25 protein-coding genes and 2 tRNA genes are annotated in these 23,499 nt (G+C 70.1%); 15 read left to right on the plus strand and 12 right to left on the minus strand.

From position 1 onward, the window contains the following. Position 1 precedes the first annotated feature (1 nt). The 4 genes from IM787_RS16130 to earP form a co-directional block, all read right to left on the minus strand. Positions 2-880, minus strand: coding sequence for an AEC family transporter (locus IM787_RS16130; protein ID WP_227494399.1), 879 nt, complete (start codon positions 878-880; stop codon positions 2-4). Then, positions 880-1,677, minus strand: a complete 798-nt coding sequence (locus IM787_RS16135) for a heme-dependent oxidative N-demethylase subunit alpha family protein (protein ID WP_193677698.1) — start codon at positions 1,675-1,677, stop codon at positions 880-882. The genes IM787_RS16130 and IM787_RS16135 overlap by 1 nt, the downstream gene beginning before the upstream one ends. Positions 1,678-1,720: 43 nt before the next feature. Further along, entirely contained in the window at positions 1,721-2,275 is a 555-nt protein-coding gene (gene efp, locus IM787_RS16140) for an elongation factor P (protein ID WP_193677699.1), read from the minus strand. Positions 2,276-2,393: 118 nt separating this feature from the next. Further along, the gene (gene earP, locus IM787_RS16145) at positions 2,394-3,437 is read right to left on the minus strand and encodes an elongation factor P maturation arginine rhamnosyltransferase EarP (protein ID WP_193677700.1); all 1,044 of its coding nucleotides are present in this window, start codon (positions 3,435-3,437) and stop codon (positions 2,394-2,396) included. A gap of 21 nt (positions 3,438-3,458) precedes the next feature. On the opposite strand from earP, the gene uvrC reads away from it, so the two are divergent. From uvrC to IM787_RS16160, 3 genes are read left to right on the plus strand one after another with little or no spacing between them, the layout of a single operon-like run. Further along, a complete protein-coding gene (gene uvrC, locus IM787_RS16150) occupies positions 3,459-5,567 on the plus strand; it encodes an excinuclease ABC subunit UvrC (RefSeq protein WP_193677701.1) in 2,109 nt (702 codons plus the stop codon). Positions 5,568-5,603: 36 nt separating this feature from the next. Beyond that, on the plus strand, positions 5,604-6,173 hold the full coding sequence (gene pgsA / locus IM787_RS16155) for a CDP-diacylglycerol--glycerol-3-phosphate 3-phosphatidyltransferase (RefSeq protein ID WP_193677702.1): 570 nt from the start codon (positions 5,604-5,606) through the stop codon (positions 6,171-6,173). 5 nt (positions 6,174-6,178) lie between these two features. Beyond that, a complete protein-coding gene (locus IM787_RS16160) occupies positions 6,179-7,084 on the plus strand; it encodes a DMT family transporter (RefSeq protein ID WP_193677703.1) in 906 nt (301 codons plus the stop codon). Here IM787_RS16160 and IM787_RS16165 read toward each other — a convergent pair. Next, positions 7,038-8,003, minus strand: a complete 966-nt coding sequence (locus IM787_RS16165; protein ID WP_193677704.1) for a LysR substrate-binding domain-containing protein — start codon at positions 8,001-8,003, stop codon at positions 7,038-7,040. The two genes, IM787_RS16160 and IM787_RS16165, sit on opposite strands and share 47 nt — an antisense overlap. A gap of 75 nt (positions 8,004-8,078) precedes the next feature. Here IM787_RS16165 and IM787_RS16170 point away from each other — a divergent pair, with 75 nt between their 5' ends. The 5 genes from IM787_RS16170 to IM787_RS16190 all read left to right on the plus strand — a co-directional run bounded on the left by IM787_RS16170 (position 8,079) and on the right by IM787_RS16190 (position 12,663). Further along, positions 8,079-8,963 carry an alpha/beta fold hydrolase gene (locus IM787_RS16170; protein ID WP_193677705.1) on the plus strand — a complete coding sequence of 295 codons (885 nt, stop codon included), beginning with the start codon at positions 8,079-8,081 and terminating at the stop codon, positions 8,961-8,963. Continuing rightward, complete coding sequence (locus tag IM787_RS16175) at positions 8,960-10,045, plus strand: tartrate dehydrogenase (protein ID WP_193677706.1); 1,086 nt, start codon at positions 8,960-8,962, stop codon at positions 10,043-10,045. Before IM787_RS16170 ends, IM787_RS16175 begins: the two co-directional genes overlap by 4 nt. Before the next feature lie 273 nt (positions 10,046-10,318). Then, positions 10,319-10,591: an HU family DNA-binding protein gene (locus IM787_RS16180; protein WP_013901776.1), complete on the plus strand. Its 273-nt coding sequence runs from the start codon at positions 10,319-10,321 to the stop codon at positions 10,589-10,591. A 20-nt stretch (positions 10,592-10,611) separates the two neighbouring features. Then, positions 10,612-10,687, plus strand: a tRNA-Val gene (locus IM787_RS16185). A 56-nt stretch (positions 10,688-10,743) separates the two neighbouring features. Then, a complete protein-coding gene (locus IM787_RS16190; protein ID WP_193677707.1) occupies positions 10,744-12,663 on the plus strand; it encodes a SurA N-terminal domain-containing protein in 1,920 nt (639 codons plus the stop codon). A 69-nt stretch (positions 12,664-12,732) separates the two neighbouring features. Here IM787_RS16190 and IM787_RS16195 read toward each other — a convergent pair whose 3' ends face one another. The 3 genes from IM787_RS16195 to IM787_RS16205 all read right to left on the minus strand — a co-directional run bounded on the left by IM787_RS16195 (position 12,733) and on the right by IM787_RS16205 (position 15,118). Next, positions 12,733-13,872, minus strand: a complete 1,140-nt coding sequence (locus tag IM787_RS16195) for a mechanosensitive ion channel family protein (RefSeq protein WP_193677708.1) — start codon at positions 13,870-13,872, stop codon at positions 12,733-12,735. Positions 13,873-14,003: 131 nt separating this feature from the next. Then, a tRNA-His gene (locus IM787_RS16200) sits at positions 14,004-14,079 on the minus strand. A gap of 49 nt (positions 14,080-14,128) precedes the next feature. Further along, positions 14,129-15,118, minus strand: a complete 990-nt coding sequence (locus IM787_RS16205; protein ID WP_193677709.1) for an NADPH:quinone oxidoreductase family protein — start codon at positions 15,116-15,118, stop codon at positions 14,129-14,131. A gap of 99 nt (positions 15,119-15,217) precedes the next feature. Here IM787_RS16205 and surE point away from each other — a divergent pair, with 99 nt between their 5' ends. From surE to rlmD, 6 genes are read left to right on the plus strand one after another with little or no spacing between them, the layout of a single operon-like run. Beyond that, positions 15,218-15,991, plus strand: coding sequence for a 5'/3'-nucleotidase SurE (gene surE, locus IM787_RS16210; RefSeq protein WP_193677710.1), 774 nt, complete (start codon positions 15,218-15,220; stop codon positions 15,989-15,991). Further along, complete coding sequence (locus IM787_RS16215) at positions 15,988-16,758, plus strand: protein-L-isoaspartate(D-aspartate) O-methyltransferase (protein WP_193677711.1); 771 nt, start codon at positions 15,988-15,990, stop codon at positions 16,756-16,758. The genes surE and IM787_RS16215 overlap by 4 nt, the downstream gene beginning before the upstream one ends. Then, positions 16,755-17,630 carry a peptidoglycan DD-metalloendopeptidase family protein gene (locus IM787_RS16220; protein WP_435531164.1) on the plus strand — a complete coding sequence of 292 codons (876 nt, stop codon included), beginning with the start codon at positions 16,755-16,757 and terminating at the stop codon, positions 17,628-17,630. Before IM787_RS16215 ends, IM787_RS16220 begins: the two co-directional genes overlap by 4 nt. Positions 17,631-17,632: 2 nt before the next feature. Then, the gene (gene rpoS / locus IM787_RS16225; RefSeq protein ID WP_193677712.1) at positions 17,633-18,634 is read left to right on the plus strand and encodes an RNA polymerase sigma factor RpoS; all 1,002 of its coding nucleotides are present in this window, start codon (positions 17,633-17,635) and stop codon (positions 18,632-18,634) included. Positions 18,635-18,654: 20 nt separating this feature from the next. Next, positions 18,655-19,452, plus strand: a complete 798-nt coding sequence (locus IM787_RS16230; protein WP_193677713.1) for a 3'-5' exonuclease — start codon at positions 18,655-18,657, stop codon at positions 19,450-19,452. Positions 19,453-19,481: 29 nt separating this feature from the next. Continuing rightward, positions 19,482-20,885, plus strand: coding sequence for a 23S rRNA (uracil(1939)-C(5))-methyltransferase RlmD (gene rlmD, locus IM787_RS16235; protein ID WP_193677714.1), 1,404 nt, complete (start codon positions 19,482-19,484; stop codon positions 20,883-20,885). A gap of 43 nt (positions 20,886-20,928) precedes the next feature. Here the strand turns inward: rlmD and IM787_RS16240 are convergent, their stop codons facing one another. Next, complete coding sequence (locus tag IM787_RS16240; protein ID WP_193677715.1) at positions 20,929-21,627, minus strand: Bax inhibitor-1/YccA family protein; 699 nt, start codon at positions 21,625-21,627, stop codon at positions 20,929-20,931. A gap of 131 nt (positions 21,628-21,758) precedes the next feature. On the opposite strand from IM787_RS16240, the gene IM787_RS16245 reads away from it, so the two are divergent. Further along, a complete protein-coding gene (locus tag IM787_RS16245; RefSeq protein ID WP_193677716.1) occupies positions 21,759-22,166 on the plus strand; it encodes a GlcG/HbpS family heme-binding protein in 408 nt (135 codons plus the stop codon). Here IM787_RS16245 and hemP read toward each other — a convergent pair whose 3' ends face one another. From hemP to IM787_RS16260, 3 genes are read right to left on the minus strand one after another with little or no spacing between them, the layout of a single operon-like run. Beyond that, on the minus strand, positions 22,167-22,373 hold the full coding sequence (gene hemP / locus IM787_RS16250; protein ID WP_193677717.1) for a hemin uptake protein HemP: 207 nt from the start codon (positions 22,371-22,373) through the stop codon (positions 22,167-22,169). Next, complete coding sequence (locus tag IM787_RS16255; RefSeq protein ID WP_193677718.1) at positions 22,370-22,783, minus strand: ExbD/TolR family protein; 414 nt, start codon at positions 22,781-22,783, stop codon at positions 22,370-22,372. Before IM787_RS16255 ends, hemP begins: the two co-directional genes overlap by 4 nt. A 2-nt stretch (positions 22,784-22,785) precedes the next feature. Next, the gene (locus IM787_RS16260) at positions 22,786-23,499 is read right to left on the minus strand and encodes a MotA/TolQ/ExbB proton channel family protein (protein ID WP_193677719.1); all 714 of its coding nucleotides are present in this window, start codon (positions 23,497-23,499) and stop codon (positions 22,786-22,788) included.

Consider the following 23,499-nt stretch of genomic DNA (forward strand, 5'->3'; position numbering starts at 1 on the left):
ACTAGAGCGCCAGCGCCAGGCCCAGCGGCACGAAAACGACGGCCAGCGCGTTCCCCAGCAGGATCATGGCCGCCACGCGCTCCGGCTCCTGCCGGTAGCGTTCGGCCAGCAGGAACTGCATCACCGCCGGCGGCAATGCGCTGAAGAGGACCAGCTGCGCGCGGGCATTCCCCTCCAGCTGCAGCGCCCAGGCGAGCGGAAGCGCCACGGCCAGCCCGATCAGCGGCCGCGCGAACGCGCCCAGCAAGCCGCGCGGCACGTCCTCCCGCCGCAGCAGCGTCAGGCGCACGCCCAGCGCGAACAGCATCAGCGGCAGCATCGCCTCGCCCAGCAGGCGCATGCCGGTGAACAGCACGTCGGGCGGCCGCCAGCCGGAGAGCGCGCTGGCGAAGCCCAACGCGGTGGCCACCATCAACGGACTGAGCAACAGGTCGCGGGTGCGGGCGTGCGCGCTCGTGATGCGCGCGCCCAGCGAGAAGTGGATGAGGTTGCTGATCGAGAACAGCGCCACGGCGGCGCCGAAGTCCTGCGGGCCGAAGGCGAGCAGCGCCAGCGGCAGGCCCATGTTGCCGCAGTTGGTGAACATCACCACCGGGACCAGGGAACGCGCCTGCGTGTGGGCGAGCCGGGCGACGCCCAAGGCGACGAGGCCGGTCAGCAGGATCAGCACGGCGCCGCCGCCCAGCAGCACGGCGTGGTCCTGCCAGCGGAACTCCTTGGCGGCCAGGGCGGTGTAGACCAGCAGCGGCGACAGCACGTCCAGCACGATGCGGTTGAAGGTGGTGAGGTCCGGACGCGTGCGCCGGCCGTAGGCCCAGCCCACCGACACGATCAGGAACACGGGGATGATGACCTGCGCGATGCGCCAGAGCAGGTCCATCAGCGGTCCACCGTGGAGAGCCAGGCCAGCAGGCGACTGCGTGCCGCGGACAGGTTCTTGTACGCGAGGACGGCGTCGCTCATCGAGGCCAGGGCGTCGTGCAGCCGCTGCGCATCGGCGCGCGTGGCGATCGCCCCCGTCAACGGCTGCAGCATCACGCGGATCGTGAAGACGGCCTGCCCCGGCGCGGAGGGCACCGGGAAGAAGGTCTGCCGCTCCGCGCGCAGGAAGCACTGCGCCGCGAAGCGGGCCGGATCGGCCTCGGCGGGCCACGGGGTGCGCTGCTGCCGGCGCGGGTGCTGGTCGTGTCGCCCGCTGGGCGTGAGCGTCCAGACGAAGCGTTCGAACCGTTCGCCGGAGGTGACCAGCTGGACGAGAGGGGCGCCGGCCGCGAGCAGCAGCTGGTTGTCGGCGACCGGGGCATGGACGGCGGCGAAGGGCAGGCCGAGCTTCTCCTCCGGCGCCCAGTGCGAGGGCACGCAGACGCACAGCCAGGGCAGGGTGCCGGTGGCGCCGTCGAGCACCGCGAAGTCCTCCTCGAACGCCAGCTCGATGGGTTCGGCGGCCGCGATGCCTTCGGAGCGCGCCTGCGCCAGGATGGCGGCGACCGCCGGTGCCGGATCGAAGCCGGAGACGGCCAGTCGGCTCGTGCCCGCATCCACGACCTGCTTCTTCTCGTGCCAGAGGGCGCTGCCCGGCGCCAGCGGCGTCAGGTGCCGCGCATCCGCCGGCAGCCGCTGCAGGCCCGGCTGCATGCGGAACGGTGCGGCGATGCGGGTGGGATCGAATCCGGCCATCAAAAAAGGCTCCTTGCGGAGCCTTGTCGGGGACGCGGGAGCGTCAGACGCGCCGGCGGTACTCGCCGGTGCGGGTGTCGATTTCCACCTTGTCGCCCTGGGCCACGAAGATCGGCACGCCGATCTCGAAGCCGGTGGCGATCTTGGCGGGCTTGAGCACCTTGCCGGAGGTGTCGCCCTTGACGGCGGGCTCGGTCCAGGTGATCTCGCGCTCGACGCTGGTGGGCAGTTCGACGGAAATCGCCTTGCCTTCGTAGAACACCACTTCGGCGGGCAGGCCGTCCTCGAGGTAGTTCAGGGCGTCGCCCATGTTCTCGGCTTCCACCTCGTACTGGTTGTAGTCGGCGTCCATCCAGACGTACATGGGGTCGGCGAAGTAGGAATAGGTGCAGTCCTTCTTGTCGAGGATGACCTGGTCCATCTTGTCGTCGGCCTTGAACACGGTCTCCGTGCCCTGGTTGTTCAGCAGGCTCTTGAGCTTCATCCGCACGGTGGCCGAGTTGCGGCCGCCGCGGGAGTACTCGGTCTTCAGCACGACCCAGGGCTGGCCGTTCTGCATGATCACGTTGCCGGCGCGGATTTCTTGAGCGATTTTCATGACGGTGTCTTCGGTGGGAGGCCCGGCCCCTAGTGGCCGGTCTTCGAGCCGTCGCGCGCAAAGGCTGCGGGTGGCGGCAAGGGTGCTGCGCGGCGCGGATGCGTGCCAGCGCAAAGCTCTATATTCTAGCCTGCCCGGCGGTGAACCGCAGAAGCTCGGTCGCGAGCTCGGGCAATGCCTCCAGCCGCTGGCGCGCCGCGGTCGCCGCGGCACCCCATCCGCCGGGGTCCAGGGCCGGCAACGGGCCTGGGGTCACGCCGTTCCACGCCAGGAAGAATGCGCGCAGGTCCGGCGTCGGGTCCAGCCACCGCAGGAAGGCCTCCAGCTTGGCCAGGTGCGCGCCGTCGGCCTGCGGGTAGATCTGCCACACCGAGGGCACGCCCGCCAGCAGCCCGCGCACCACCGAGTCCTCGCCCCGCACGAAGTTGAGGTCGCAGGACCACAGCAGGTGGTCGTAGTCGCGCTGGCTCAGCCAGGGCAGGAAGTGCAGCTGCAGCGACCCGCGCGACGTCGCCCCGGCGGCCCGTACCGCGGCGGTGGCGCGCCCCGGGGTGACGAGGAGGAGGGTGCGCACGGGCCCCGAGGCCAGCTGGTCCAGCAGCCGGGGCAGGCCGGGCGGTTCGTAGCAGAACAGGCTGACGACGCGCTCGGGCGCGGGGCCGACGCCGATGCCGCGCAGCCAGGCGTCGCGGTCGAAAACCGCACGCCGTGCCGCGAGGTCCCGCTCGTGCAGCACGCCGCCGGTGCGCGCGGTGAAGCCCGGATAGAAGAAGTGCTTCACCAGCCCGGCGCCGGGTCCGGTGGACACCGGCGACGGCAGTCCGTGGCTGCGCTCCACGTAGCTCTCGGCCGAGAGGTATTCCAGGTTCAGCCACGCGGGGGGCGGTGACGCAGCCGCCATGCGCGCGACGAAAGCCGACGGTGGATCGCAGCCGAAGGCTTCGACCACCACGTCGCCCGGCTCCAGCGCCTCGCCCGGCTCCTGCCAGGGCACGACCTCCACCCCGGAGGCGCCCTGCGGCGCCATCCACCGCAGCATGGACGCATCGTCCATCCAGAGCCGCACCTGCTCGCCGCGGGCCGCAAGTTCCGCGGCCACGCGCCAGCACACGCCGGCGTCGCCGTGGTTGTCGATCACCCTGCAGAAGAGGTCCCAGCGCATGGGGCTCCGATAATACGTGCCATGGTGCAGGACCATTCCGATGAAATCCTCGCGCAGGTGGCGGCCTTGCCGCCGCTGCCCGGGGTCTACCGCTACTACGACGCCCAGGGCGGCGTGCTGTACGTCGGGAAGGCGCGCAACCTGAAGAAGCGCGTTTCCAGCTACTTCACCAAGAACCATGGCGGCACCCGCATCGGCCACATGGTCGGCAAGATCGAGAAGCTGGAAACGACGGTGGTGCGTTCGGAAGCCGAGGCACTGCTGCTCGAGAACAACCTGATCAAGACGCTGGCGCCGCGGTACAACATCCTGTTCCGCGACGACAAGAGCTATCCGTACCTGAAGATCACCGGCTCGCCCGACAAGCTGGGTTTCTCCACGCAGCGGGGCGGGGCGCCGTCGGCCGCGGTGTTCCCGCGGGTGGCCTACTACCGCGGCTCGGTGGACCGCAAGCACCGCTACTTCGGGCCGTATCCCAGCGCGTGGGCGGTCAAGGAATCGATCCAGCTGCTGCAGAAGGTGTTCCGCCTGCGGACCTGCGAGGACACGGTGTTCGCCAACCGCACGCGGCCCTGCCTGCTGTACCAGATCAAGCGCTGCTCGGGTCCCTGCGTCCATCTCGTGGCGCCGGAGGACTACCACCAGGACGTGCTGAACGCGGAGGCGTTCCTGCGTGGCGACACGCAGACGGTGCTGCAGGCGCTCGAGCAGCGCATGCTCGCGCATGCGGAGAAGCTGGAGTTCGAGCAGGCCGCGGAGCTGCGCAACCAGATGGGCGCGTTGTCGAAGGTCCTGCACCAGCAGTCGGTGGAGACGGCTTCCGACAAGGACGTCGACATCCTGGCCGTGCGCGTGCAGGGCGGCAAGGCCTGCGTCAACCTGGCGATGGTGCGCGGCGGACGGCACCTGGGCGACCGCGCCTACTTCCCCAGCCATGTCGAGGACGCGGCGGCCGTGCAGGACTTCGACGATGCCGCCGATGCGGTGCAGGCCCAGCCGGTCGAGGTGCAGGTGCTGGAGGCCTTCATCGCCCAGCACTACCTGGGCGTGCCGCTGCCGTCCGCGCTGATCACGAGCCACCCGGTGGCGCCGGCGCTCACCGAGGCGCTGTCGCTGCAGGCCGGCGCGCGCATCGGCGCCGTGCACAACCCGCGCGGCCAGCGCCGGCTGTGGCTGGAGATGGCGGAGAAGAACGCGCAGCTGCAGCTGGCGCGGCTGCTCGCGGAAGAGGGCTCGCAGCAGGCGCGCACCCGCGCGCTCGTCGAGGCGCTCGACCTGGCGCCCGACAACCTGGACACCTTCCGCGTGGAGTGCTTCGACATCTCGCACACGGCGGGCGAGGCGACCCAGGCCTCGTGCGTGGTGTTCCACCACCACCAGATGCAGAACCGCGAATACCGCCGCTACAACATCGAGGGCATCACGCCCGGCGACGATTACGCGGCCATGCGCCAGGTGCTGGCGCGCCGGTATGCGAAGCTGGCCCAGGCCGGTCGCGACACGCCCGATGCGACGCCGCCGGCGAGCGAGGATCCGCCCCCGGCGGAGGTGCAAGTGCCAGGCGACGTGCCCGAGGCGGCCGAGGTGACGCTGCAGGCGAACGAGGCCGGCACGCCGGAAACCGTCGCCGCCGAAGCGAAGCCGCGGCGCGAGAAGCCCGGGGGCGGCGGCAGCGCGCAGCGGCTGCCGGACCTGGTCCTCGTGGACGGCGGCCGCGGGCAGGTGAGCATGGCCCGCGAGGTGTTCGCCGAACTGGGCCTGGACCTGTCGGTGATCGTCGGCGTGGAGAAGGGCGAAGGACGCAAGGTCGGCCTGGAGGAACTGGTGTTCGCCGACGGCCGCGACAAGGTGTACCTGGGCCGGGAATCGGCGGCGCTGATGCTGATCGCGCAGATCCGCGACGAGGCGCACCGCTTCGCCATCACCGGCATGCGCGCGCGCCGCGCCCGGGTGCGGGTGGGCGGCAGCCAGCTGGAGGAGATCCCCGGCGTCGGCGCGAAGAAACGCGCGCGCCTGCTGCAACGCTTCGGCGGCGTCCGCGGCGTCGCGGCGGCCAGCGTGGAGGACATCGCCACGGTGGAAGGAATCTCGCGCGAACTGGCCGAGGAAATCTATCGCGCGCTGCATTAAGGGGTGCGCAAGCCGGACGTGCCAGAATCGGCACCCATGTTCCTCACGGTCCCGACGCTCCTGACCTGGACGCGCATCGTCGCCATCCCGCTGCTGGTGGGGGTGTTCTACATCGGGCTGGAGCAGGGGCTGCAGAACCTGATCGCCACCGTGATGTTCGTGGTGTTCGCCGCCACCGACTGGCTGGACGGCTTCCTGGCGCGCAAGTTGAACCAGACGTCCAGCTTCGGCGCCTTCCTCGACCCCGTCGCCGACAAGTTCCTGGTCTGTGCCTCGCTGCTGGTGCTGGTGCACCTGTCCCGCACCGACGTCTTCGTCGCCCTGATCATCATCGGCCGCGAGATCGCCATCTCCGCGCTGCGCGAATGGATGGCCCAGATCGGCGCGTCCAAGAGCGTGGCGGTCCACATGCTGGGCAAGGTCAAGACGACGGTGCAGATGGTCGCCATCCCCTTCCTGCTCTACGACGGCACGCTGTTCGAGGTGATCGACACCGGCACATGGGGCACCTGGCTGATCTGGATCTCGGCGATCCTCACGGTCTGGTCGATGATCTACTACCTGCAGAAGGCGCTCCCCGAGATCCGCCGCCGGGTCAAGAAGTAGGCCCCATGACCGCTGCCGCCGTCCGGCCCGACCCGCTGGTGCGGGCCATGCCCGCCGTCTTCGTCCTGATCTGGAGCACCGGCTTCATCGTGGCGCGCTACGGCATGCCGCATGCACCGCCGATGAAGTTCCTGGCGCTGCGCTACGCGCTCTCCGTGCTGGCGTTCCTGGTGTGGGCCGCGCTGGCCCGCGCCCATTGGCCGAAGGACCGCCGCCAGTGGGCCCACCTCGCCGTCACCGGCATCCTGATGCACGCGGGCTACCTGGGCGGGGTCTGGGCCGCCGTGAAGGCCGGCATGGGCGCCGGGCTGGCGGCGCTGCTGGTGGGCCTGCAGCCGGTGCTGACGGCGATCTGGGTGTCGATGTGGGGCGGCCGCGTGACGGCCAGGCACTGGGGCGGGCTCGCCCTCGGCCTGGGCGGCCTGGTCCTGGTGGTATGGGAGAAGCTCGGCTTCGGCGAGGTCGGCACCCTGAACCTCCTGTTCGCTTTCGTCGCGCTGGTGGCGATCACCGCCGGCACGCTGTACCAGAAGAAGTTCGTGGCGCCCTGCGACGTGCGCACCGCCAACCTGGTGCAGCTCGCCGCCGCCTTCGTCGTGACCCTGCCGCTGGCGCTGCTGGAGACCGAAGCCATGCGCTGGACGCTGGCCGACGGCCGCTGGAACGGCGAGCTGCTCGGGGCGGTCGCGTGGTCCGTGTTCGGCCTCACCCTGGGTGGCAGCTCGCTGCTTTACCTCCTGATCCAGAAGGGCGCAGCCACCACCGTCACCAGCCTCATGTACCTCGTGCCGCCCACCACCGCGGTGATGGCGTGGGCGCTGTTCGGCGAGCCGATCACGGCCCTGATCATGGCCGGCATGGCGCTCACCGCGGTGGGGGTGAGCCTCGTGGTGCGGGCGCCGCCGCGCTGACCTTCCAGGGTTCGCCGCGGAAGCGTTCCGCGAGGAAGTCGACCAGCAGGCGGATGCGCCGGGGCGTCGTCGCGGTGTGCGGCGCGAGCCAGTGCACGTCGGCATCGGCCATGGCGTATCCGGGCAGGACGCGCACCAGCGCGCCGCTGGAAAGCGCTGCGGCGATGTCCCAGAGGCTGCGCAGCATGATCCCGCGGCCGGCCAGGCACCAGTCGCGCACCAGCTCGCCGGAGTTGCTCGAAAGGGCGCCCGCGACCCGCACGCGGACTTCGGCGCGGTCGCGTTCGCGCTGCAGCCGCCAGGTGTCGGAGGTGTCGTTCTCGCGCGCGACCAGGCATTCGTGGGCCGCGAGTTCCTCGACGCTCGCGGGCGTGCCGCGCCGCTCCAGGTAGGCCGGCGCGGCGACGAGCACGCGCTGGTTGCGCGCGAGCCGCCGGCCGGTCCACTCGCCCGCGCGCGATCCACGCACCGCCCAGAGCCAGACCGCGCCATCGAAGCCGTCCACGGCCAGGTCGGGCAGCTGTTCGGTCAGCTGCAGCTGGACTTCCAGCCGCGGGTGGCGCGCCTGGAAGTCGGCGAGGGCGGGGCCAAGCCAGAGCCGGCCGAAGCCGAAGGTGGACGCCAGCCGGATGCGGCCCACCGGTTCCTTGTGCCGCTCCTGCAGGTCCGCCTCCACGGCGTCGAAGCCCGCCAGCAGCCCGATCGCCCGCTCGCACAGCGCCTCGCCCTCCGCCGTGGGGACCACGCGGCGGGTGGTGCGCTGGAACAGCTTCAGGCCGACGCGCGTCTCGAGCGCAGCGAGCTTCTTCGTGACGACGGAGGGGACCACGCCCGCCGTGCCGGCGGCGCCCGCGAGGCTGCCGTGTTCACGGATGGCGAGCAGCAGTTCGAGGTCGCCGCGGTCGAGTCTGGGTTTCATTGCTGCCGGATCGGAAAGAATGGCTTGCCGCATTATTGCTGGCGCTCGCCTTGCCGCGTCGCCGAGAATGGCGCCATGCTGGACGGCTTCGAAACCCTGCGAATGGCGCGCGAAGGCGTGGCGCTGCACGTGCGACGTGCCGGCGCGGGCGCGCCGCTGCTGCTGCTGCATGGGCACCCGCAGACGCACGCGATGTGGCATCGCGTGGCACCGCAGCTCGCGCAGCGCTTCGACGTGGTGCTGATGGACCTGCGCGGCTACGGCGACGCGGGCCGCCCGCCGGCGGGCGAGGGCTCCGGCGCGTACGCCAAACGCGAGATGGCGCGGGATGCCCTGCACGTCATGCGGTCGCTGGGGCACCAGCGCTTCCAGGTGCTGGCGCACGACCGCGGCGCGCGCGTCGCGCACCGGCTGGCGCTGGACCATCCGCAGGCGGTGGAACGCCTCCTGCTGCTGGACATCGCGCCCACGCTGCCGATGTACCGCGGGACGAACGAAGCCTTCGCCCGCGCCTACTGGCACTGGTTCTTCCTGGTGCAGCCGCCGCCGCTGCCCGAAGCGCTGATCGCATCGGACCCGGTGCGGTACCTGCGCGCGGTGATGGGCACGCGCCATGCGGGCCTCGCCGCCTTCGCGCCGGAGGCGCTGGCCGAGTACGAGCGGTGCATCGGCACCGCGGGCACCGCGGAATCCATCTGCGCCGACTACCGTGCCGGCGCCGGCATCGACCTGCAGCACGACCAGGCGGACCACGATGCCGGCCGCCGCCTGGCGCAGCCGCTGCGCGTGCTGTGGGGCGAGCACGGCGCGGTGGGACGCTGCTTCGACGTGCCCGCGCTGTGGAAAGCCGCGGCGGACGATTTCTCGGGCCGCAACCTGCCGTGCGGCCACTACATCGCGGAAGAGGCGCCCGCCCTTCTGCTGGACGAATCCTTCCACTTCTTCAGGAGCCAGCCTTGAGCAAGAAACGCATCGCAGTCATTCCCGGCGACGGCATCGGCAAGGAGGTCATGCCCGAAGGCATGCGCGTCGTCGACGCGGCCGCCCGCAAGTTCGGCATCGACCTGGCCTTCGACGAGTTCGACTTCTCCAGCTGGGACTACTACGAGAAGCACGGCAAGATGATGCCGGACGACTGGAAGGACCAGGTCGGCGGCCACGACGCGCTGTTCTTCGGCGCGGTCGGCTGGCCCGAGAAGATCGCCGACCACGTGTCGCTGTGGGGCTCGCTGCTGCTGTTCCGCCGCGAGTTCGACCAGTACGTGAACCTGCGGCCCGCGCGCCTGATGCCCGGCATCATCGCGCCGGTCGTGCGCAAGGACGGCAGCCGGCGCGAGCCGGGCGAGATCGACATGTACATCGTGCGCGAGAACACCGAGGGCGAGTACTCCGCCGTCGGCGGACGCATGTACCCGGGCACGCCGCGCGAGATCGTCATGCAGGAGACGATCATGTCCCGCCACGGCGTGGACCGCGTGCTGAAGTTCGCCTACGAGCTCGCCGCCTCGCGCCCGAAGAAGCACCTGACCAGCGCCACCAAGTCGAACGGCATCGCGATCACCATGCCGTACTGGGACGAGCGTGTCGCCGAGATGGCGAAGCGGTATCCCCAGGTGAAGACCGACAAGTTCCACATCGACATCCTCACCGCGCACTTCGTGCAGCGGCCCGACTTCTTCGACGTGGTGGTCGCGAGCAACCTGTTCGGAGACATCCTCAGCGACCTCGGCCCGGCCTGCACCGGAACGATCGGCATCGCGCCCAGCGCGAACCTGAATCCCGACCGCACCTTTCCCTCGCTGTTCGAGCCGGTGCACGGGTCCGCGCCGGACATCTACGGCAAGAACATCGCCAACCCGATCGGCCAGATCTGGTGCGGCGCGATGATGCTGGAGTTCCTTGGGCACAAGGAGGCGCACGACGCGATCCTGAAGGCGATCGAGGCGGTGCTCGACCCGAAATCGGGCGCGCCGCGCACGGGCGACATCGGCGGCAACGCGAGCACCACCGACGTGGGCAAGGCGATCGCCGCGGCGCTCTGACGCGTCGCAGTGCAACATCCGTTTGTCCATGCAACGGGCGCACGTGAGCGGGCGCTTCCCGTCAGGTTCGCTCCAGAATGCGGTGGGGCGTGTTGTATTGCCGCATGGCATATTGACACCCCTCGCGACGCTGTTCTCTAATCAAAGCCAGTGGCCGCAAGGCCGCCCATCCTGTCTCCCCTTCCTCCTGTGCGCACCGGCTGCGCGGTGGGAACGGGAGACAAATTTTTGAAGAGACGCATCGTCCAAGATCAACCTGCACGAGGGGCCCCTGTGAACAAGACCGAACTGATCGAGCACATCGCCAAACACGCCGACATCTCCAAGGCTGCCGCCACGCGCGCGCTGGAGTCCATGATCGGCGCGGTGAAGACCACGCTGAAGAAAGGCGGATCGGTTTCGCTCGTCGGATTCGGCACCTTCGCGGTGGGCAAGCGGGCCGCCCGGAGCGGCCGGAATCCCCGGACCGGCGCTCAGATTAAAATCAAGGCCGCCAAGGTGCCCAAGTTCCGTCCCGGCAAGGCGCTGAAAGACGCGCTGAACTGATTGGCCGGCGTTTCCCGGTGGGGTGCTTAGCTCAGCTGGTAGAGCGGCGCCCTTACAAGGCGTAGGTCGGCGGTTCGATCCCGTCAGCACCCACCAACGAAGAAGGCGAACCGCGGTTCGCCTTTTTGTTTGTCAAGAACTGAGTCGCTCGCATGTTTGATTTCGTCCGCAAGCACACCAGGATCATGCAGCTGCTGCTGTTCATCCTGATCGTCCCCTCGTTCGTGTTGTTCGGGCTCGAGGGCTACAGCCGCTACCGCGAAGGCGGCGAAGCCGTGGCCAAGGTGGCCGGGCAGGAGATCACGCAGGCCGAGTGGGACAACGCGCACCGCATGCAGGTCGACCGCCTGCGCGAGCAGATGCCGACGCTGGATGCGCGCATGTTCGACACGCCGGAGGCCAAGTACGGCACGCTCGAATCGCTGGTGCGCGAGCGGGTGTTCGCGGCCGCCGTGGCGGACGCGAACCTGGTGGTGCCGGACCAGCGCGTGGCGCGCGAACTCCAGAACAACGAGCTGATCCGCGCCCTGCGCGGCCCGGACGGCAAGCTGGACATGGACCGCTACCGCCAGCTGCTCTCCGCGCGCGGCATGACGCCCGAGAGCTACGAGAACAACGTGCGCAACGACCTCGCGCTGCGGCAGGTGGTCGGCGGCGTCTCGCAATCGGCCTTCACGCCGCCCGCGCAGGCGGGCGTGGCGCTGGACAGCTACTTCGAGCAGCGCGAGGTGCAGGTCGCGCGCTTCCCCGCCGCCGACTTCAAGGCGCGCGTGGAGCCCTCGGACGCGGACCTGCAGGCCTTCTACAAGGGCAACCCGCAGCTGTTCCAGGCGCCGGAGCAGGCGAACATCGAATACGTCGTGCTGGATCCGTCGACGCTGCAGGCGGGCGCCGCCGTGAACGAGGCCGACCTGCGCACGTATTACGAGCAGAACGCGGCCCGCCTGGCGGGCCAGGAAGAGCGGCGTGCCAGCCACATCCTGGTGGCGGTGCCCAAGGGGGCGCCGGACGCCGACAAGCAGAAGGCCCGCGCGAAGGCCGAGGAACTGCTGGCGCAGGTGCGCAAGAACCCCGACAGCTTCGCCGACGTCGCCAAGGCGAACTCGCAGGACCCCGGCTCCGCCGCGCAGGGCGGCGACCTCGACTTCTTCGCGCGCGGCGCGATGACCAAGCCGTTCGAGGACGCGGCGTTCGCGCTGAAGTCCAAGGGCGAGATCAGCGGCCTCGTCGAAACCGAGTTCGGCTTCCACATCCTGCGCCTCACCGACATCAAGGCGCCGGTGCAGCGCAGCTTCGAGCAGGTGCGCGGCGAGCTGGAAGCGCAGCTCAAGCGCGAGCAGGCGCAGAAGAAGTACGCCGAGGCCGCGGAGACCTTCAGCAACACCGTCTACGAGCAGGCGGATTCGCTCAAGCCCGTGGCGGACAAGCTCAAGCTCGAAGTGCGCACGGCGCAGGGCATCACGCGCACCCCGCGGCCCGGGCCTCCGGGCCCGCTCAGCAACCCCAAGTTCCTGCAGGCGCTGTTCGCGCCGGATGCGATCGAGCGCAAGCGCAACACGGAAGCGGTGGAGTTCGGGCCCAGCCAGATGGTGTCCGGCCGCATCACCCAGTACACGCCGGCGCGCACGCGCCCCTTCGAGGAAGTGAAGGACCAGGTGCGCGAGCGCGTGGTCGCCGCACGCGCGGCCGAACTGGCGAAGAAGGAAGGCGAAGCGAAGCTCGCCGCCTGGCAGGCCGCTCCCGCGACCGCCGAGATGCCCGCCGCGGCGCCCCTGTCGCGGCAGGACGCCGGCAAGCAGCCGCCGCAGGTGATCGAGGCCGCGCTGCGCGCCGACCCGGCGAAGCTCCCGGCACTGGTCGGCGTGGACCTGGGCGCCGAAGGCTATGCCGTCGTGAAGGTGAACCGCGTGGTGGCGCGCACCGCCCCTGCGCCGCAGCAGGCCCAGCAGGAGCGCGAGCAGTACACGCGTGCCTGGGCCGCGGCCGAGTCCGCCGCCTACTACGCCATGCTCAAGGAACGCTTCAAGGTGCAGATCAAGGCCGCGAAGCCGAAGGAAGGCGCGGCGCAGTAACCCGCCCGTCGACGCGCGCGACGACGCCGGTCGCGCGTCGAAGGCCGGCCCCAGCTGAACCGTGGCGCGCTACTGGAGCGTGCCGCGGCCCGCGCCCTGCAGCGCGGGTTCGCCGTGGGAGTCGCCCCCGCGCGCGGGCTCGCTCTGGCCCGCCAGCACGATGGTGCGCGTGGGGAAGGCGAAGGCGATGCCTCGCTCCGCGAACGCGCGCAGCAGGTTCAGGTTCAGCTGCTGCTGCGCGTCCATGTAGTCGCCGTAGCTGGCGCTGCGCACGAAGTACACCACCTCGAAATCGAGCGAGCTGTCGCCGAAGCCGGCGAAATGGGCGCGGTCGAAGCGCAGGCGCTGGTCGGAGGTGATCGCCTCCCGCACCAGCCCCGGCACCGCCTCCACCAGCCCGGGCGCCGTGTCGTAGGTGAGGCCGAAGCGGAACGAGATGCGGCGCTCCTGCATGCGCTTGTAGTTGCGCAGTGGCTGCTTGAGCAGGTCGGTGTTGCCGATCACGATCTGTTCGCCCTCCAGGCTGCGGATGTGCGTGGTCTTCAGCCCGACGTACTCCACCGTGCCCTGGCCCATCGGCGTGCCGATGTAGTCGCCGACCTCGAACGGCTTGTCCACCGCGATCGCCAGCGACGCGAACAGGTCGCCGAGGATGTTCTGCACGGCCAGCGCGATCGCGATGCCGCCCACGCCGAGGCTGGCGACGAAGGCGGTGATGTCCACGCCCATGTTGGACAGGACGGCGAGCAGGATCACGGCCCAGCCCACGGTGCGCAGGAACCACGAGAGCAGGCCCGCGGATGCGCTCAGGCGGCCGTCGCTCTCCGGATGGTGCCGCTGCTGGTAGCGGTGCACCGCCAGCCCCACGCCCCGCGTGAACCACAGGCCGAACTGCACGGCGAGCGCGATGAACCAGAGATGGCCGACGCGCTCGCTCCACTTGGGGCCGAGTTCCAGCAGGCTGATGCCGACCAGCAGGGCCGTGAGGACCAGCAGCCAGCGGCTGGTGCCCGCCAGCACGTCGACCAGCATGTCGTCGGCGCTGTTGGCGGTGCGGCGGCTCAGTGCGCGCAGCCGGCCGGCCGCGAAGCCGATGACGACATGCATCAGCACATAGGAGAGCAGGGCGGCCGCCAGGGCCATCGCGATGTTGAAGGTGGAGATGCCCGCCACGTCGTAGTGGCCGAGCGATTGGACGATTTCTTGCATGGGGGGCCACCGTAGCAAAGGCGGCTGCCCGGCCGTGTGAGAAGACGTCTACTGTTGGCCGGCGCGGCGGGATCGTGTCCTACGGCCGGAAACGAAAACAGGCACTGGAAGTGCCTGTTTGGGGGATGCGCTGGGGTGGCTGATGGGACTCGAACCCACGACAACAGGAATCACAATCCTGGACTCTACCAACTGAGCTACAGCCACCGCGAACCCGGGATTATAGCCGGGCGCGCGGACGGCTCGTGGCAGCGCGTCAGGGATTGACCATCACCAGCTTGCCCTTCACGCCGCGCGAACCCATGTGCGCATAGGCGGCCTTCAGGTCCGCCATCGGCATCGTGCGGTCGATCACCGGCTTGACCTTGCCCTGCGCGTACCACTGCGCCAGCTCGCCCATCATCGCGGCGTTGGCCTTGGGTTCGCGGCGGGAGAAGTCGCCCCAGAACACGCCGACGATGGAGGCTCCCTTCAGCAGTGCGAGGTTCAGCGGCAGGCTCGGGATCGGGCCCGCGGCGAACCCGACCACGAGGTAGCGGCCACGCCAGGCGATCGAGCGGAACGCCGGCTCGGCGAAATCCCCGCCGACCGGGTCGTAGATGACGTCCGGGCCCTTGCCGTCCGTGGCCGCCTTGACCGCCTCGCGGAAGGCATTGGGCACCGGGTGCTGCGTGTAGTTGATCGTGGCGTCCGCGCCGATCTGCCGGCACAGCTCGCATTTCTCGTCGGTGGATGCGGCGGCGATCACTCGCGCGCCCATCGCCTTGGCGATCTGGATCGCGGAGGTGCCCACGCCGCCGGCGGCGCCGAGGACCAGCACCGTCTCGCCGGCCTTCAGCTGCGCGCGGTCCACCAGCGCATGGTGCGAGGTGGCGTAGATCATGATGAAGGCAGCGGCGTCGACGAAGGGGAAGCCGGGCGGCAGCGGCATGCACAGCTTGGCCGGCGCAATGGCGTGGGTGCCGAAGCCGCCGGTGCCGGAGAGGCAGGCGACGGGCTGGCCGACCTTCAGCTGCGTCACGCCTTCGCCCACGGCAGCGACGATGCCCGCGTACTCGGAACCGGGCACGAAGGGCAGCGGCGGCTTGAACTGGTACTTGTTCTGCACGATCAGCAGGTCGGGGAAGTTCAGGCTGGCCGCCTTGATCTCGATCAGGACCTCGCCCGCCTGCGGCTGCGGCGTGGGCAGCTCCTTCCATTGCAGCGCATCGACGCCGACGGGGTTTTCGCAAAGCCAGGCATGCATGGGGGACTCCGGGGAAAACTGGTGCCGCGATCATAGGCAAGGCCAGGGCGGCGCGAATGTCCCTGCGGTGACCGCCGCCTACAATCGGGCACAAACACCATGAAGATCCTGCTCTCCAACGACGACGGCTACCAGGCCCCCGGGATCGTGGCGCTCTACGAAGCGATCCGCGACCTGGGCGAGGTCGAGGTGGTCGCGCCCGAGCACAACAACAGCGCGAAGTCGAACGCGCTCACGCTGCACCAGCCGCTGTACGTCACCGAGGCGGCCAACGGCTTCCGCTACGTGAACGGCACGCCGGCCGACTGCGTGCACATCGCGCTGACGGGATTGCTGGGATACAAGCCCGACCTCGTGGTGAGCGGCATCAACAACGGCGCCAACATGGGCGACGACACGATCTATTCGGGCACGGTGGGCGCCGCGATGGAGGGCTACCTGTTCGGCGTGCCGGCGATCGCCTTCTCGCAGGTCGAGAAGGGCTGGGGCCACCTGGACGCGGCGGCGCGCAAGGCCCGCGACCTGGTGCAGTACCTGTCGGCCCACCACCGCACCGACGGCGCGCACTGGCTGCTGAACGTGAACATCCCCAACCGCGCGTACGACGAGCTCAAGCCGTTCAAGGTGTGCCGCCTCGGCCGGCGCCATGCGGCGGAGAAGGTGATCTCGCAGACCAGCCCGCACGGGGTGACGATGTACTGGATCGGCGGGGCCGGCAAGGCGAAGGACGATGCCGAGGGCACCGACTTCCATGCCACCCTGCAGGGCCATCCGACGATCACCCCGCTGAAGGTGGACCTGACCGACCATGACGCCCTGCGATACTGGGGGCAGGCCGCGGTGCAGCTGGCGGCCGGCGGGGACGCCGCATGACGCGGCGCCCCGGCTTCCCGGCCCGCCTGCCTTCGGCCGCGCAGCCGCCGGTGCGACGCGCCTCCGCGCTCCCGCCGGCGCGCGTCGTAGCGCCGACGGCAGGCGCGGGCCACGGCCTCGACTCGCAGGCCGTGCGCACGCGCATGGTGCAGAAGCTTGCTGCGCAGGGGTTGGCCGATCCGCGCGTGGTCGCCGCGATGAACGCGGTGGAGCGCCATCGCTTCGTCGACAGCGCCCTGGTGAACCAGGCCTACGAGGACACCAGCCTGCCGATCGGGCTCGGCCAGACGATCTCGAAACCCAGCGTGGTCGCGCGCATGATCGAGCTGCTGCTTGCCGGCCGCACCGGCAAGGACGGCCGGCTCGGCCGCGTGCTGGAGGTCGGCACCGGCTGCGGCTACCAGGCCGCGGTGCTGAGCCAGGTGGCGACCGAGGTGTACAGCATCGAACGGTTGCGCGGCCTGCACGACCGCGCGCGCGAGAACCTGCGCACCTTCCGCCTGCCGAACGTGCACCTGCTGTTCGGCGACGGCATGGCCGGGTTCGCCCAGGGCGCGCCGTATGCGGGCATCATTGCCGCGGCGGGCGGCGACGCCGTGCCGGCGGCCTGGACCGACCAGCTCGCCGACGGCGGGCGCATCGTCGCGCCGATGGTGATGGCGAACGGCCAGCAGGCGCTCGTCATCGTGGAGAAGAACGGTGCGCGACTGCAGCAGAGCGTCCTTGAGAGCGTTCACTTTGTCCCCCTAAAATCAGGGATCGCATGAGGAAGAATCGAATGGTGTCGCGCGCACGCGCAGGGTCGGGGTTGTTGCTGGTGCTGGCGCTCGCCATGCTCGCCGGCTGTGCCGCCCCGCGCCGCACGCCCGCGCCGGTGGAGGACCGCGGCCCCCGCGTGGCCGCGCCCGCGGCCACGGCCGTCGTGGAGCCCGCCCGGGTGCTGCCGGGCGCCGAGAACGCGGGCAAGCCCGGCTACTACACCGTCAAGCCGGGCGACACGGTGCTGCGCATCGCATTGGAAAGCGGCCAGAACTGGAAGGACATCGTCCGCTGGAACGCGCTGGAGAACCCGAACGTGATCGAGGTCGGCCAGGTGTTGCGGGTGGTCCCGCCGGCCCCGGCCGTGGCGGTGGCGGAACCGCCGCGCCCCGCGGCCTCCGCCCCGATCGCCGCAATGCCGTCCGGGCCCGCCAGCGGGCCGGTCGCCGCCGCGAGCGCTCCGTCGCCTGCGGCCGCTCCCAGCCCGCCGGCACCCGCTGCCGACGAAGGCATCGCCTGGGCCTGGCCGACGGGGGGCGGCGCCAACGTGCTCGCCGGCTTCGACGAGCAGAAGAACAAGGGCATCGACATCGGGGGCCGTGCAGGCGACCCGGTGCTGGCCGCCGCCGACGGCCGCGTGGTGTATGCCGGCGCGGGCCTGCGCGGCTACGGCAACCTGATCATCCTGAAGCACAACAACACCTATCTCACGGCCTACGCGCACAACCAGACGCTGCTGGTCAAGGAAGACCAGTCGGTGCGCAAGGGCCAGAAGATCGCCGAGATGGGCTCCACCGACACCGATCGCGTGAAGCTGCATTTCGAAATCCGCCGGCAGGGCAAGCCGGTCGACCCCACGAGGTACCTGCCACCGAGGTAGCGATGAAGCGGCGCAACGGGCACGGAAACGATCCGACGCCTGCAGGCGCCCGCGATACCGCGGACGGTGCTCCCACGGATGAGCCGGCCGCCGGCGCCGCGGCCGTGGAGCCGGCGCTGCGCGAGGCGGCCGCCGACCTGTCCGGCGAGAGCAGCGACACGCTGACGCTCTACCTGCGCGACGTGCGCCGCACGTCGCTGTTCACCGCCGAGGAGGAATACGCCACCGCCGTGCGCGCCCGCGCCGGCGACTTCGCGGCGCGGCAGTCCATGATCGAGCACAACCTGCGCCTGGTGGTGAGCATCGCCAAGGGCTACCTGGGGCGCGGCGTGCCGCTGGCGGACCTGATCGAGGAAGGCAACCTCGGGCTGATGCACGCCATCGACAAGTTCGAGCCCGAGCGCGGCTTCCGCTTCTCGACCTATGCGACCTGGTGGATCCGGCAGTCCGTGGAGCGGGCGGTCATGAACCAGGGCCGCGTGATCCGCCTGCCGGTGCACGTCGTGCGTGAACTGCAGCAGGTGCTGCGCGCGCGCCGGGCGCTGGAGAACGATCCCGCGTTCGCCGGCCGCAAGGGCGCCGACGAGAACGTCCGCGTGGAGGACGTCGCCGCGCTGCTCGGTCGCGACGTGCAGGAGGTGTCGCAGCTGCTGGCCATGGCGGAGGCGCCGCGCTCGCTGGACGCGGTGGCCGATCGCTCGGACGACGAGACCACCCTGGGCGATTTCATGGCCGACGAAGGGGCGGTGGACCCGACCGGCGTCACGCAGAACCACGAGGTGGAGCGGCTGCTCGCCGGCTGGATCGCCACGCTGACGCACCGCGAGAAGGAAGTCCTGGAAGGCCGCTTCGGCCTGCACCACCGCGAGCCGGAGACGCTCGAAGTCCTCAGCGACCGGCTCGGCCTCACGCGCGAACGCGTGCGGCAGATCCAGAACGAGGCGCTCGGCAAGCTGAAGCGGCAGATGGTGCGCAGCGGCGTGGACAAGCAGGCGCTTTTCTAGCGGCTGGTACAGTGCCGCGCATGGCCTGGCCCGTACTTGTCTTCGACATCGAATCCATTCCCGACGTCCAGGGCCTGCGCGTGCTGCGCGACGTCCCTCCGGAGGTCTCCGACCAGCAGCTCTACGCCGCCTGGCTGCAGGAGCGCAAGGACAACGGACAGAGCGACTTCATGCCGCTGTACCTGCAGCGCGTGCTCGTGATCAGCTGCGTCTTCCGCAATGCCGAAGGCCTGCGCGTGCACTCCTTCGTCGACCGCGACAACGCGAGCGAAGGCAAGGTGATCCAGAACTTCTTCAGCGCCGTCGACAAGCACGTGCCACAGCTCGTGAGCTGGAACGGCGGCGGCTTCGACCTGCCGGTGCTGCACTACCGCGGGCTGCGCCACGGCGTCACGGCCGACCGCTACTGGTGCATGGGGGAGGGCGGCGGGCCGGACGACCGGGAGTTCAAGTGGAACAACTACATCAGCCGGTACCACATGCGGCACCTGGACCTGATGGACCTGCTGGCCATGTACCAGCCCCGCGCCAGCGCGCCGCTCGACGCGATGGCCAAGCTGTGCGGGTTTCCCGGCAAGCTGGGCATGGACGGCTCGCAGGTGTTCACGGCCTTCCAGGACGGCAAGCTGGAGGAGATCCGCCGCTATTGCGAGACGGACGTGATGAACACCTACCTGCTGTACTGCCGCTACCAGAAGATGCGCTGCGGCTTCACCGAGGCCGAGTACGCGCAGGAGATCGCGCTGGTGAAGCAGTCGCTGGCCGACCTCGCGCCGGCCGAGGCGCACTGGCAGGAATACCTGGCCGCCTGGAAGTGAGGGCCGCGCGGCCCTGAGACAATCGGGGCATGACAGAGAAAGCGGCGCCGCCCGTGCATCCCGAGGGCTGGCTGGAAATCGAATCGCTGGACATCGAGGCGCAGGGCGTCGCCCGGCGCCCGGACGGCAAGGTGGTGTTCGTCGACGGCGCCCTGCCGGGCGAGCGGGTGACGGCCAACGTCCACCGGCGCAAGAACAACTGGGAGCAGGCCTCGCTGGTCGCGGTGCACCGCGAGTCGGCGCAGCGCGTGCGGCCCCGCTGCCCGCACTTCGGGCTGCACGAGGGCGCCTGCGGCGGCTGCAAGATGCAGCACCTGCACGTGGGCGCGCAGGTCGCCATCAAGCAGCGCGTGCTGGAGGACAACCTGTGGCACCTGGGCAAGGTGCGCGCCGGGACGATGCTGCCCGCGATCGAGGGGCCGGCCTGGGGCTACCGCTGGCGCGCCCGCTTCTCGGTGCGGCACGTGCGCAAGAAGGGGGCCGTCCTGGTGGGCTTCCACGAGCGCAAGAGCCGCTACGTCGCGGACATCCGCGAATGCCACGTCGTGCCGCCGCACGTGAGCGACCTGCTGCTGCCGCTGCGGGCCCTGATCGGGTCCATGGACGCCATCGAGACCTGCCCGCAGATCGAGCTGGCCTGCGGGGACGGCGTCACCGCGCTGGTGCTGCGCCACCTGGAGCCGCTCTCGGCCGGCGACCTGGCCAAGCTGCGCGCCTTCGCGCGCGAGCATGCCGCGGCCGGCGTGCAGTGGTGGCTGCAGCCCAAGGGCCCGGACACGGTGAAGCTGCTGGACGAAGGTGGACGCGAGCTCTCGTATTCGCTGCCCGAGTTCGGCATCACCATGCCGTTCCGCCCCACCGACTTCACGCAGGTCAACCCGCACATCAACCGCGTGCTGGTGGACCGCGCCGTGCGCCTGCTGGACATCCAGGCGGGCGAGCGCGTGATCGACTGGTTCTGCGGCCTCGGCAACTTCACCCTGCCGCTCGCCACCCGCGCCGGCGAAGTGCTGGGCATCGAGGGCAGCGAGACGCTGGTGGCGCGCTCGCGCGAGAATTACGCGCGCAACCAGGCCGGCCGCGCCGCACCGCTGGCGCCCACGCGCTTCGAGGCGCGCAACCTGTTCGAGATGACGCCGCAGCAGCTGGTGGCGGACGGCAGCGCCGTGCGCTGGCTGGTCGACCCGCCGCGCGAGGGCGCGTTCGCCCTCGCCAAGGCGCTGGCCGACCTGCACCAGGATCCCTCCCTGCGGGGCGACTGGCGGCCGCCGCGGCGCATCGTCTACGTCAGCTGCAATCCGGCGACGCTGGCGCGCGACGCCGGGCTGCTGGTGCACCAGGGCGGCTATGCCTGCACCCACGCCGGGGTGGTCAACATGTTCCCCCACACCGCCCACGTGGAGTCCATCGCGGTCTTCGACCTGCAGGAATGAAAATGGGCCCCGGTGGGGCCCTTCCTCGCTGCGCCGCGGCGCTTCAGTCGTCGCCGGACGTGATGCCCAGGATGACCAGCAGGCTCTGGAACACGTTGAAGATGTCCAGGTACAGGGCCAGCGTGGCGCTGATGTAGTTGGTCTCGCCGCCGTCGATGATCTGCTTCAGGTCGTACAGCATGTACAGGCTGAAGACGCCCACGGCCAGGGTGCTGATGACCAGCACGCCGGCGGCGGAGCCGAAGAACACGTTCAGGATGGCGCCGAAGAAGATCACCAGCGCGCCGACGAACAGCCACTTGCCCATGCCCGACAGGTCGCGCTTGATCACGCTGGAGAGCGTGGCCATGACCAGGAACACGCCGGCGGTGCCGCCGAAGGCCGTCATCACGATCTGCGTGCCGCCGCCCATGCCCAGGATCACGGCCAGCAGGCGGGACAGCATCAGGCCCATGAAGAAGGTGAAGGCCAGCAGCACGCCGACGCCCGCGGCGGAATCCTTGGTCTTCTGGATGGCGTACATGAAGCCGAAGGCCCCCGCCAGGAAGACTACCAGGCCGAGGCCGCCGCCGAGGCTGCGGGTGATGCCGGTGGCCAGCCCGACCCAGGCACCGAGCACGGTGGGGATGAGGCTGAGCGCCAGCAGCCAGTAGGTGTTGCGCAGGACCTTGTTGCGCGCTTCGGCGGTGGCGATGCCGCCATACCCGTCGAAGGTGGGTGCGTTCTGGACTCGGTCGTTCATGCGGGTCTCCTGTGCTTGACAGCCATTAGATGGGCGCATTCTAGGGTGGTTCAATCCCGGCCCGTCAATTCGCGCGGCGGCCGGTGTGGCGCCAGACGCTATGCTGCGGGTTTTCCTGCCGTTCATCGCCCATGAAGACCAAACCGACCCTCGAACTCGCCGACGTCAAGGCCATTGCCGCCGCCGCGGAGGCCGAAGCCCTGGCCAACCGCTGGGCCGTCACCATCGCCATCGTGGACGACGGCGGCCATCTCCTGTGGCTGCAGCGGGCGGACGGCGCTGCCGCGATCTCGGCGCACATCGCCCCGGCCAAGGCCCGGACGGCGGCGCTGGGCCGGCGCGAGAGCCGCATCTACGAGGAGATCATCAACGGCGGCCGCTTCTCGTTCCTGAGCGCGCCGACGCTGGAGGGGATGCTGGAAGGCGGCGTGCCGATCCTGAAGGACGGGCAGTGCCTGGGCGCCGTCGGGGTGAGCGGCGTCAAGTCGACGGAAGACGCGCAGATCGCCCGCGCGGGCATCGCCGCGCTCGGCCTCTGACTATTTGGTGAGGATCAGCTTGCCCAGCCGGGTGGCCTGCAGGCGGTAGACCTCGCCGTTGTGGCTGATCTCCACCAGCCGCCGGCCGCGCAGCAGCTGTTCGCTGGCGAGCGGCGCCGGCCGCAGCAGTTCTTCTTCGCGCGGGGTGTCCGGCGTCAGCGGGGCGCAGTCGCGCGACGAGGGGGTGTGCATCATCCGTTCGCTCATGGTGACTTGGGCTCCGTGATGAAACCGATCTTGCGCAGGCCGGACTGCTGGGCCGCCGCGAGCGCCTGCGCCACGCGCTCGTAGCGCGCGTCGCGGTCGCCGCGCAGGTGCAGCTCGGGCTGCGGGTCGCGCGCGGCCTCGGCCTGCAGGCGGGGCAGCAGGTCGGCCTCGGTCACCCGCTGCTCGTTCCAGAAGTAGTCGCCCTTCTCGTCGACCGAGAGGCGGATGGTGTCGGGCTTCTGGTCCTGCGGGGCGCTGGTGGCGCGCGGCAGGTCCACGTTGACCGAATGCTTCATCACCGGCACGGTGATGATGAAGATGATCAGCAGCACCAGCATGACGTCCACGAAGGGCGTCATGTTGATCTCGTTCATGACTTCGTCGGTGTCGTCCTGGGTGCCGAAGGCCATGCTCAGCTCCCCTTCTTCATCGGCACGACGCGCGAGGGATTGCCGCCCTTGACGCGGGCGCCGGTCACGAAGAAGGCGTGCAGGTCGTGGGCGAAGCGGTTGAGCTTGACCTGCACGCCCTTGTTGCCGCGCACCAGCGCGTTGTAGCCCAGGACGGCGGGGATGGCGACCGCCAGGCCGAGCGCCGTCATGATCAGCGCCTCGCCGATCGGGCCGGCCACCTTGTCGATCGTGGCCTGGCCGGCGCTGCTGATGGAGAGCAGCGCGTGGTAGATGCCCCAGACGGTGCCGAACAGGCCCACGAAGGGCGCCGTGGAGCCGACCGACGCCAGCACTGCGAGCCCCGACTGCAGCCGGGCCGTGGCTTCGTCGATGGAGTTGCGCAGGGCGCGCGTCACCCATTCGCTGGCGTCCAGCGAATCGTGCAGCTGCGGTTGCGCGTTGTGGTGGGCGGCGGCCTCGCGTCCTTCCAGCGCCAGCGCGCGGAACGGGTTGGAAGGATCGGTGCCCAGCTTGTTCAGGCCGTCGGCGAAGTCCGCCGCGTGCCAGAAGCTCTCGATCTGGCGCGACTGGCGTGCGTGCCGGCGCAGGTCGATCGCCTTGATGAAGATCACCATCCAGGAGGCCAGCGACATGCCGAGCAGCAGCACCGCCACGCCCTTGGTGATGAGGTCGCCCTGGGTCCACAGGTGCAGGAGGCCGAAATCGGGATTCAT

Origin of the sequence: Ramlibacter pallidus (assembly GCF_015070875.1) — a bacterium.
Lineage (GTDB): Bacteria > Pseudomonadota > Gammaproteobacteria > Burkholderiales > Burkholderiaceae_C > Ramlibacter > Ramlibacter pallidus.

Coding starts and splice junctions, on each gene's coding strand:
- IM787_RS16130 (WP_227494399.1), bottom strand. CDS start 880: ATGGACCTGCTCTGGCGCATCGCGCAGGTCATCATCCCCGTGTTCCTG.
- IM787_RS16135 (WP_193677698.1), bottom strand. CDS start 1,677: ATGGCCGGATTCGATCCCACCCGCATCGCCGCACCGTTCCGCATGCAG.
- efp (WP_193677699.1), bottom strand. CDS start 2,275: ATGAAAATCGCTCAAGAAATCCGCGCCGGCAACGTGATCATGCAGAAC.
- earP (WP_193677700.1), bottom strand. CDS start 3,437: ATGCGCTGGGACCTCTTCTGCAGGGTGATCGACAACCACGGCGACGCC.
- uvrC (WP_193677701.1), top strand. CDS start 3,459: ATGGTGCAGGACCATTCCGATGAAATCCTCGCGCAGGTGGCGGCCTTG.
- pgsA (WP_193677702.1), top strand. CDS start 5,604: ATGTTCCTCACGGTCCCGACGCTCCTGACCTGGACGCGCATCGTCGCC.
- IM787_RS16160 (WP_193677703.1), top strand. CDS start 6,179: ATGACCGCTGCCGCCGTCCGGCCCGACCCGCTGGTGCGGGCCATGCCC.
- IM787_RS16165 (WP_193677704.1), bottom strand. CDS start 8,003: ATGAAACCCAGACTCGACCGCGGCGACCTCGAACTGCTGCTCGCCATC.
- IM787_RS16170 (WP_193677705.1), top strand. CDS start 8,079: ATGCTGGACGGCTTCGAAACCCTGCGAATGGCGCGCGAAGGCGTGGCG.
- IM787_RS16190 (WP_193677707.1), top strand. CDS start 10,744: ATGTTTGATTTCGTCCGCAAGCACACCAGGATCATGCAGCTGCTGCTG.
- IM787_RS16195 (WP_193677708.1), bottom strand. CDS start 13,872: ATGCAAGAAATCGTCCAATCGCTCGGCCACTACGACGTGGCGGGCATC.
- IM787_RS16205 (WP_193677709.1), bottom strand. CDS start 15,118: ATGCATGCCTGGCTTTGCGAAAACCCCGTCGGCGTCGATGCGCTGCAA.
- surE (WP_193677710.1), top strand. CDS start 15,218: ATGAAGATCCTGCTCTCCAACGACGACGGCTACCAGGCCCCCGGGATC.
- IM787_RS16215 (WP_193677711.1), top strand. CDS start 15,988: ATGACGCGGCGCCCCGGCTTCCCGGCCCGCCTGCCTTCGGCCGCGCAG.
- IM787_RS16220 (WP_435531164.1), top strand. CDS start 16,755: ATGAGGAAGAATCGAATGGTGTCGCGCGCACGCGCAGGGTCGGGGTTG.
- rpoS (WP_193677712.1), top strand. CDS start 17,633: ATGAAGCGGCGCAACGGGCACGGAAACGATCCGACGCCTGCAGGCGCC.
- IM787_RS16230 (WP_193677713.1), top strand. CDS start 18,655: ATGGCCTGGCCCGTACTTGTCTTCGACATCGAATCCATTCCCGACGTC.
- rlmD (WP_193677714.1), top strand. CDS start 19,482: ATGACAGAGAAAGCGGCGCCGCCCGTGCATCCCGAGGGCTGGCTGGAA.
- IM787_RS16240 (WP_193677715.1), bottom strand. CDS start 21,627: ATGAACGACCGAGTCCAGAACGCACCCACCTTCGACGGGTATGGCGGC.
- IM787_RS16245 (WP_193677716.1), top strand. CDS start 21,759: ATGAAGACCAAACCGACCCTCGAACTCGCCGACGTCAAGGCCATTGCC.
- hemP (WP_193677717.1), bottom strand. CDS start 22,373: ATGAGCGAACGGATGATGCACACCCCCTCGTCGCGCGACTGCGCCCCG.
- IM787_RS16255 (WP_193677718.1), bottom strand. CDS start 22,783: ATGGCCTTCGGCACCCAGGACGACACCGACGAAGTCATGAACGAGATC.
- IM787_RS16260 (WP_193677719.1), bottom strand. CDS start 23,499: ATGAATCCCGATTTCGGCCTCCTGCACCTGTGGACCCAGGGCGACCTC.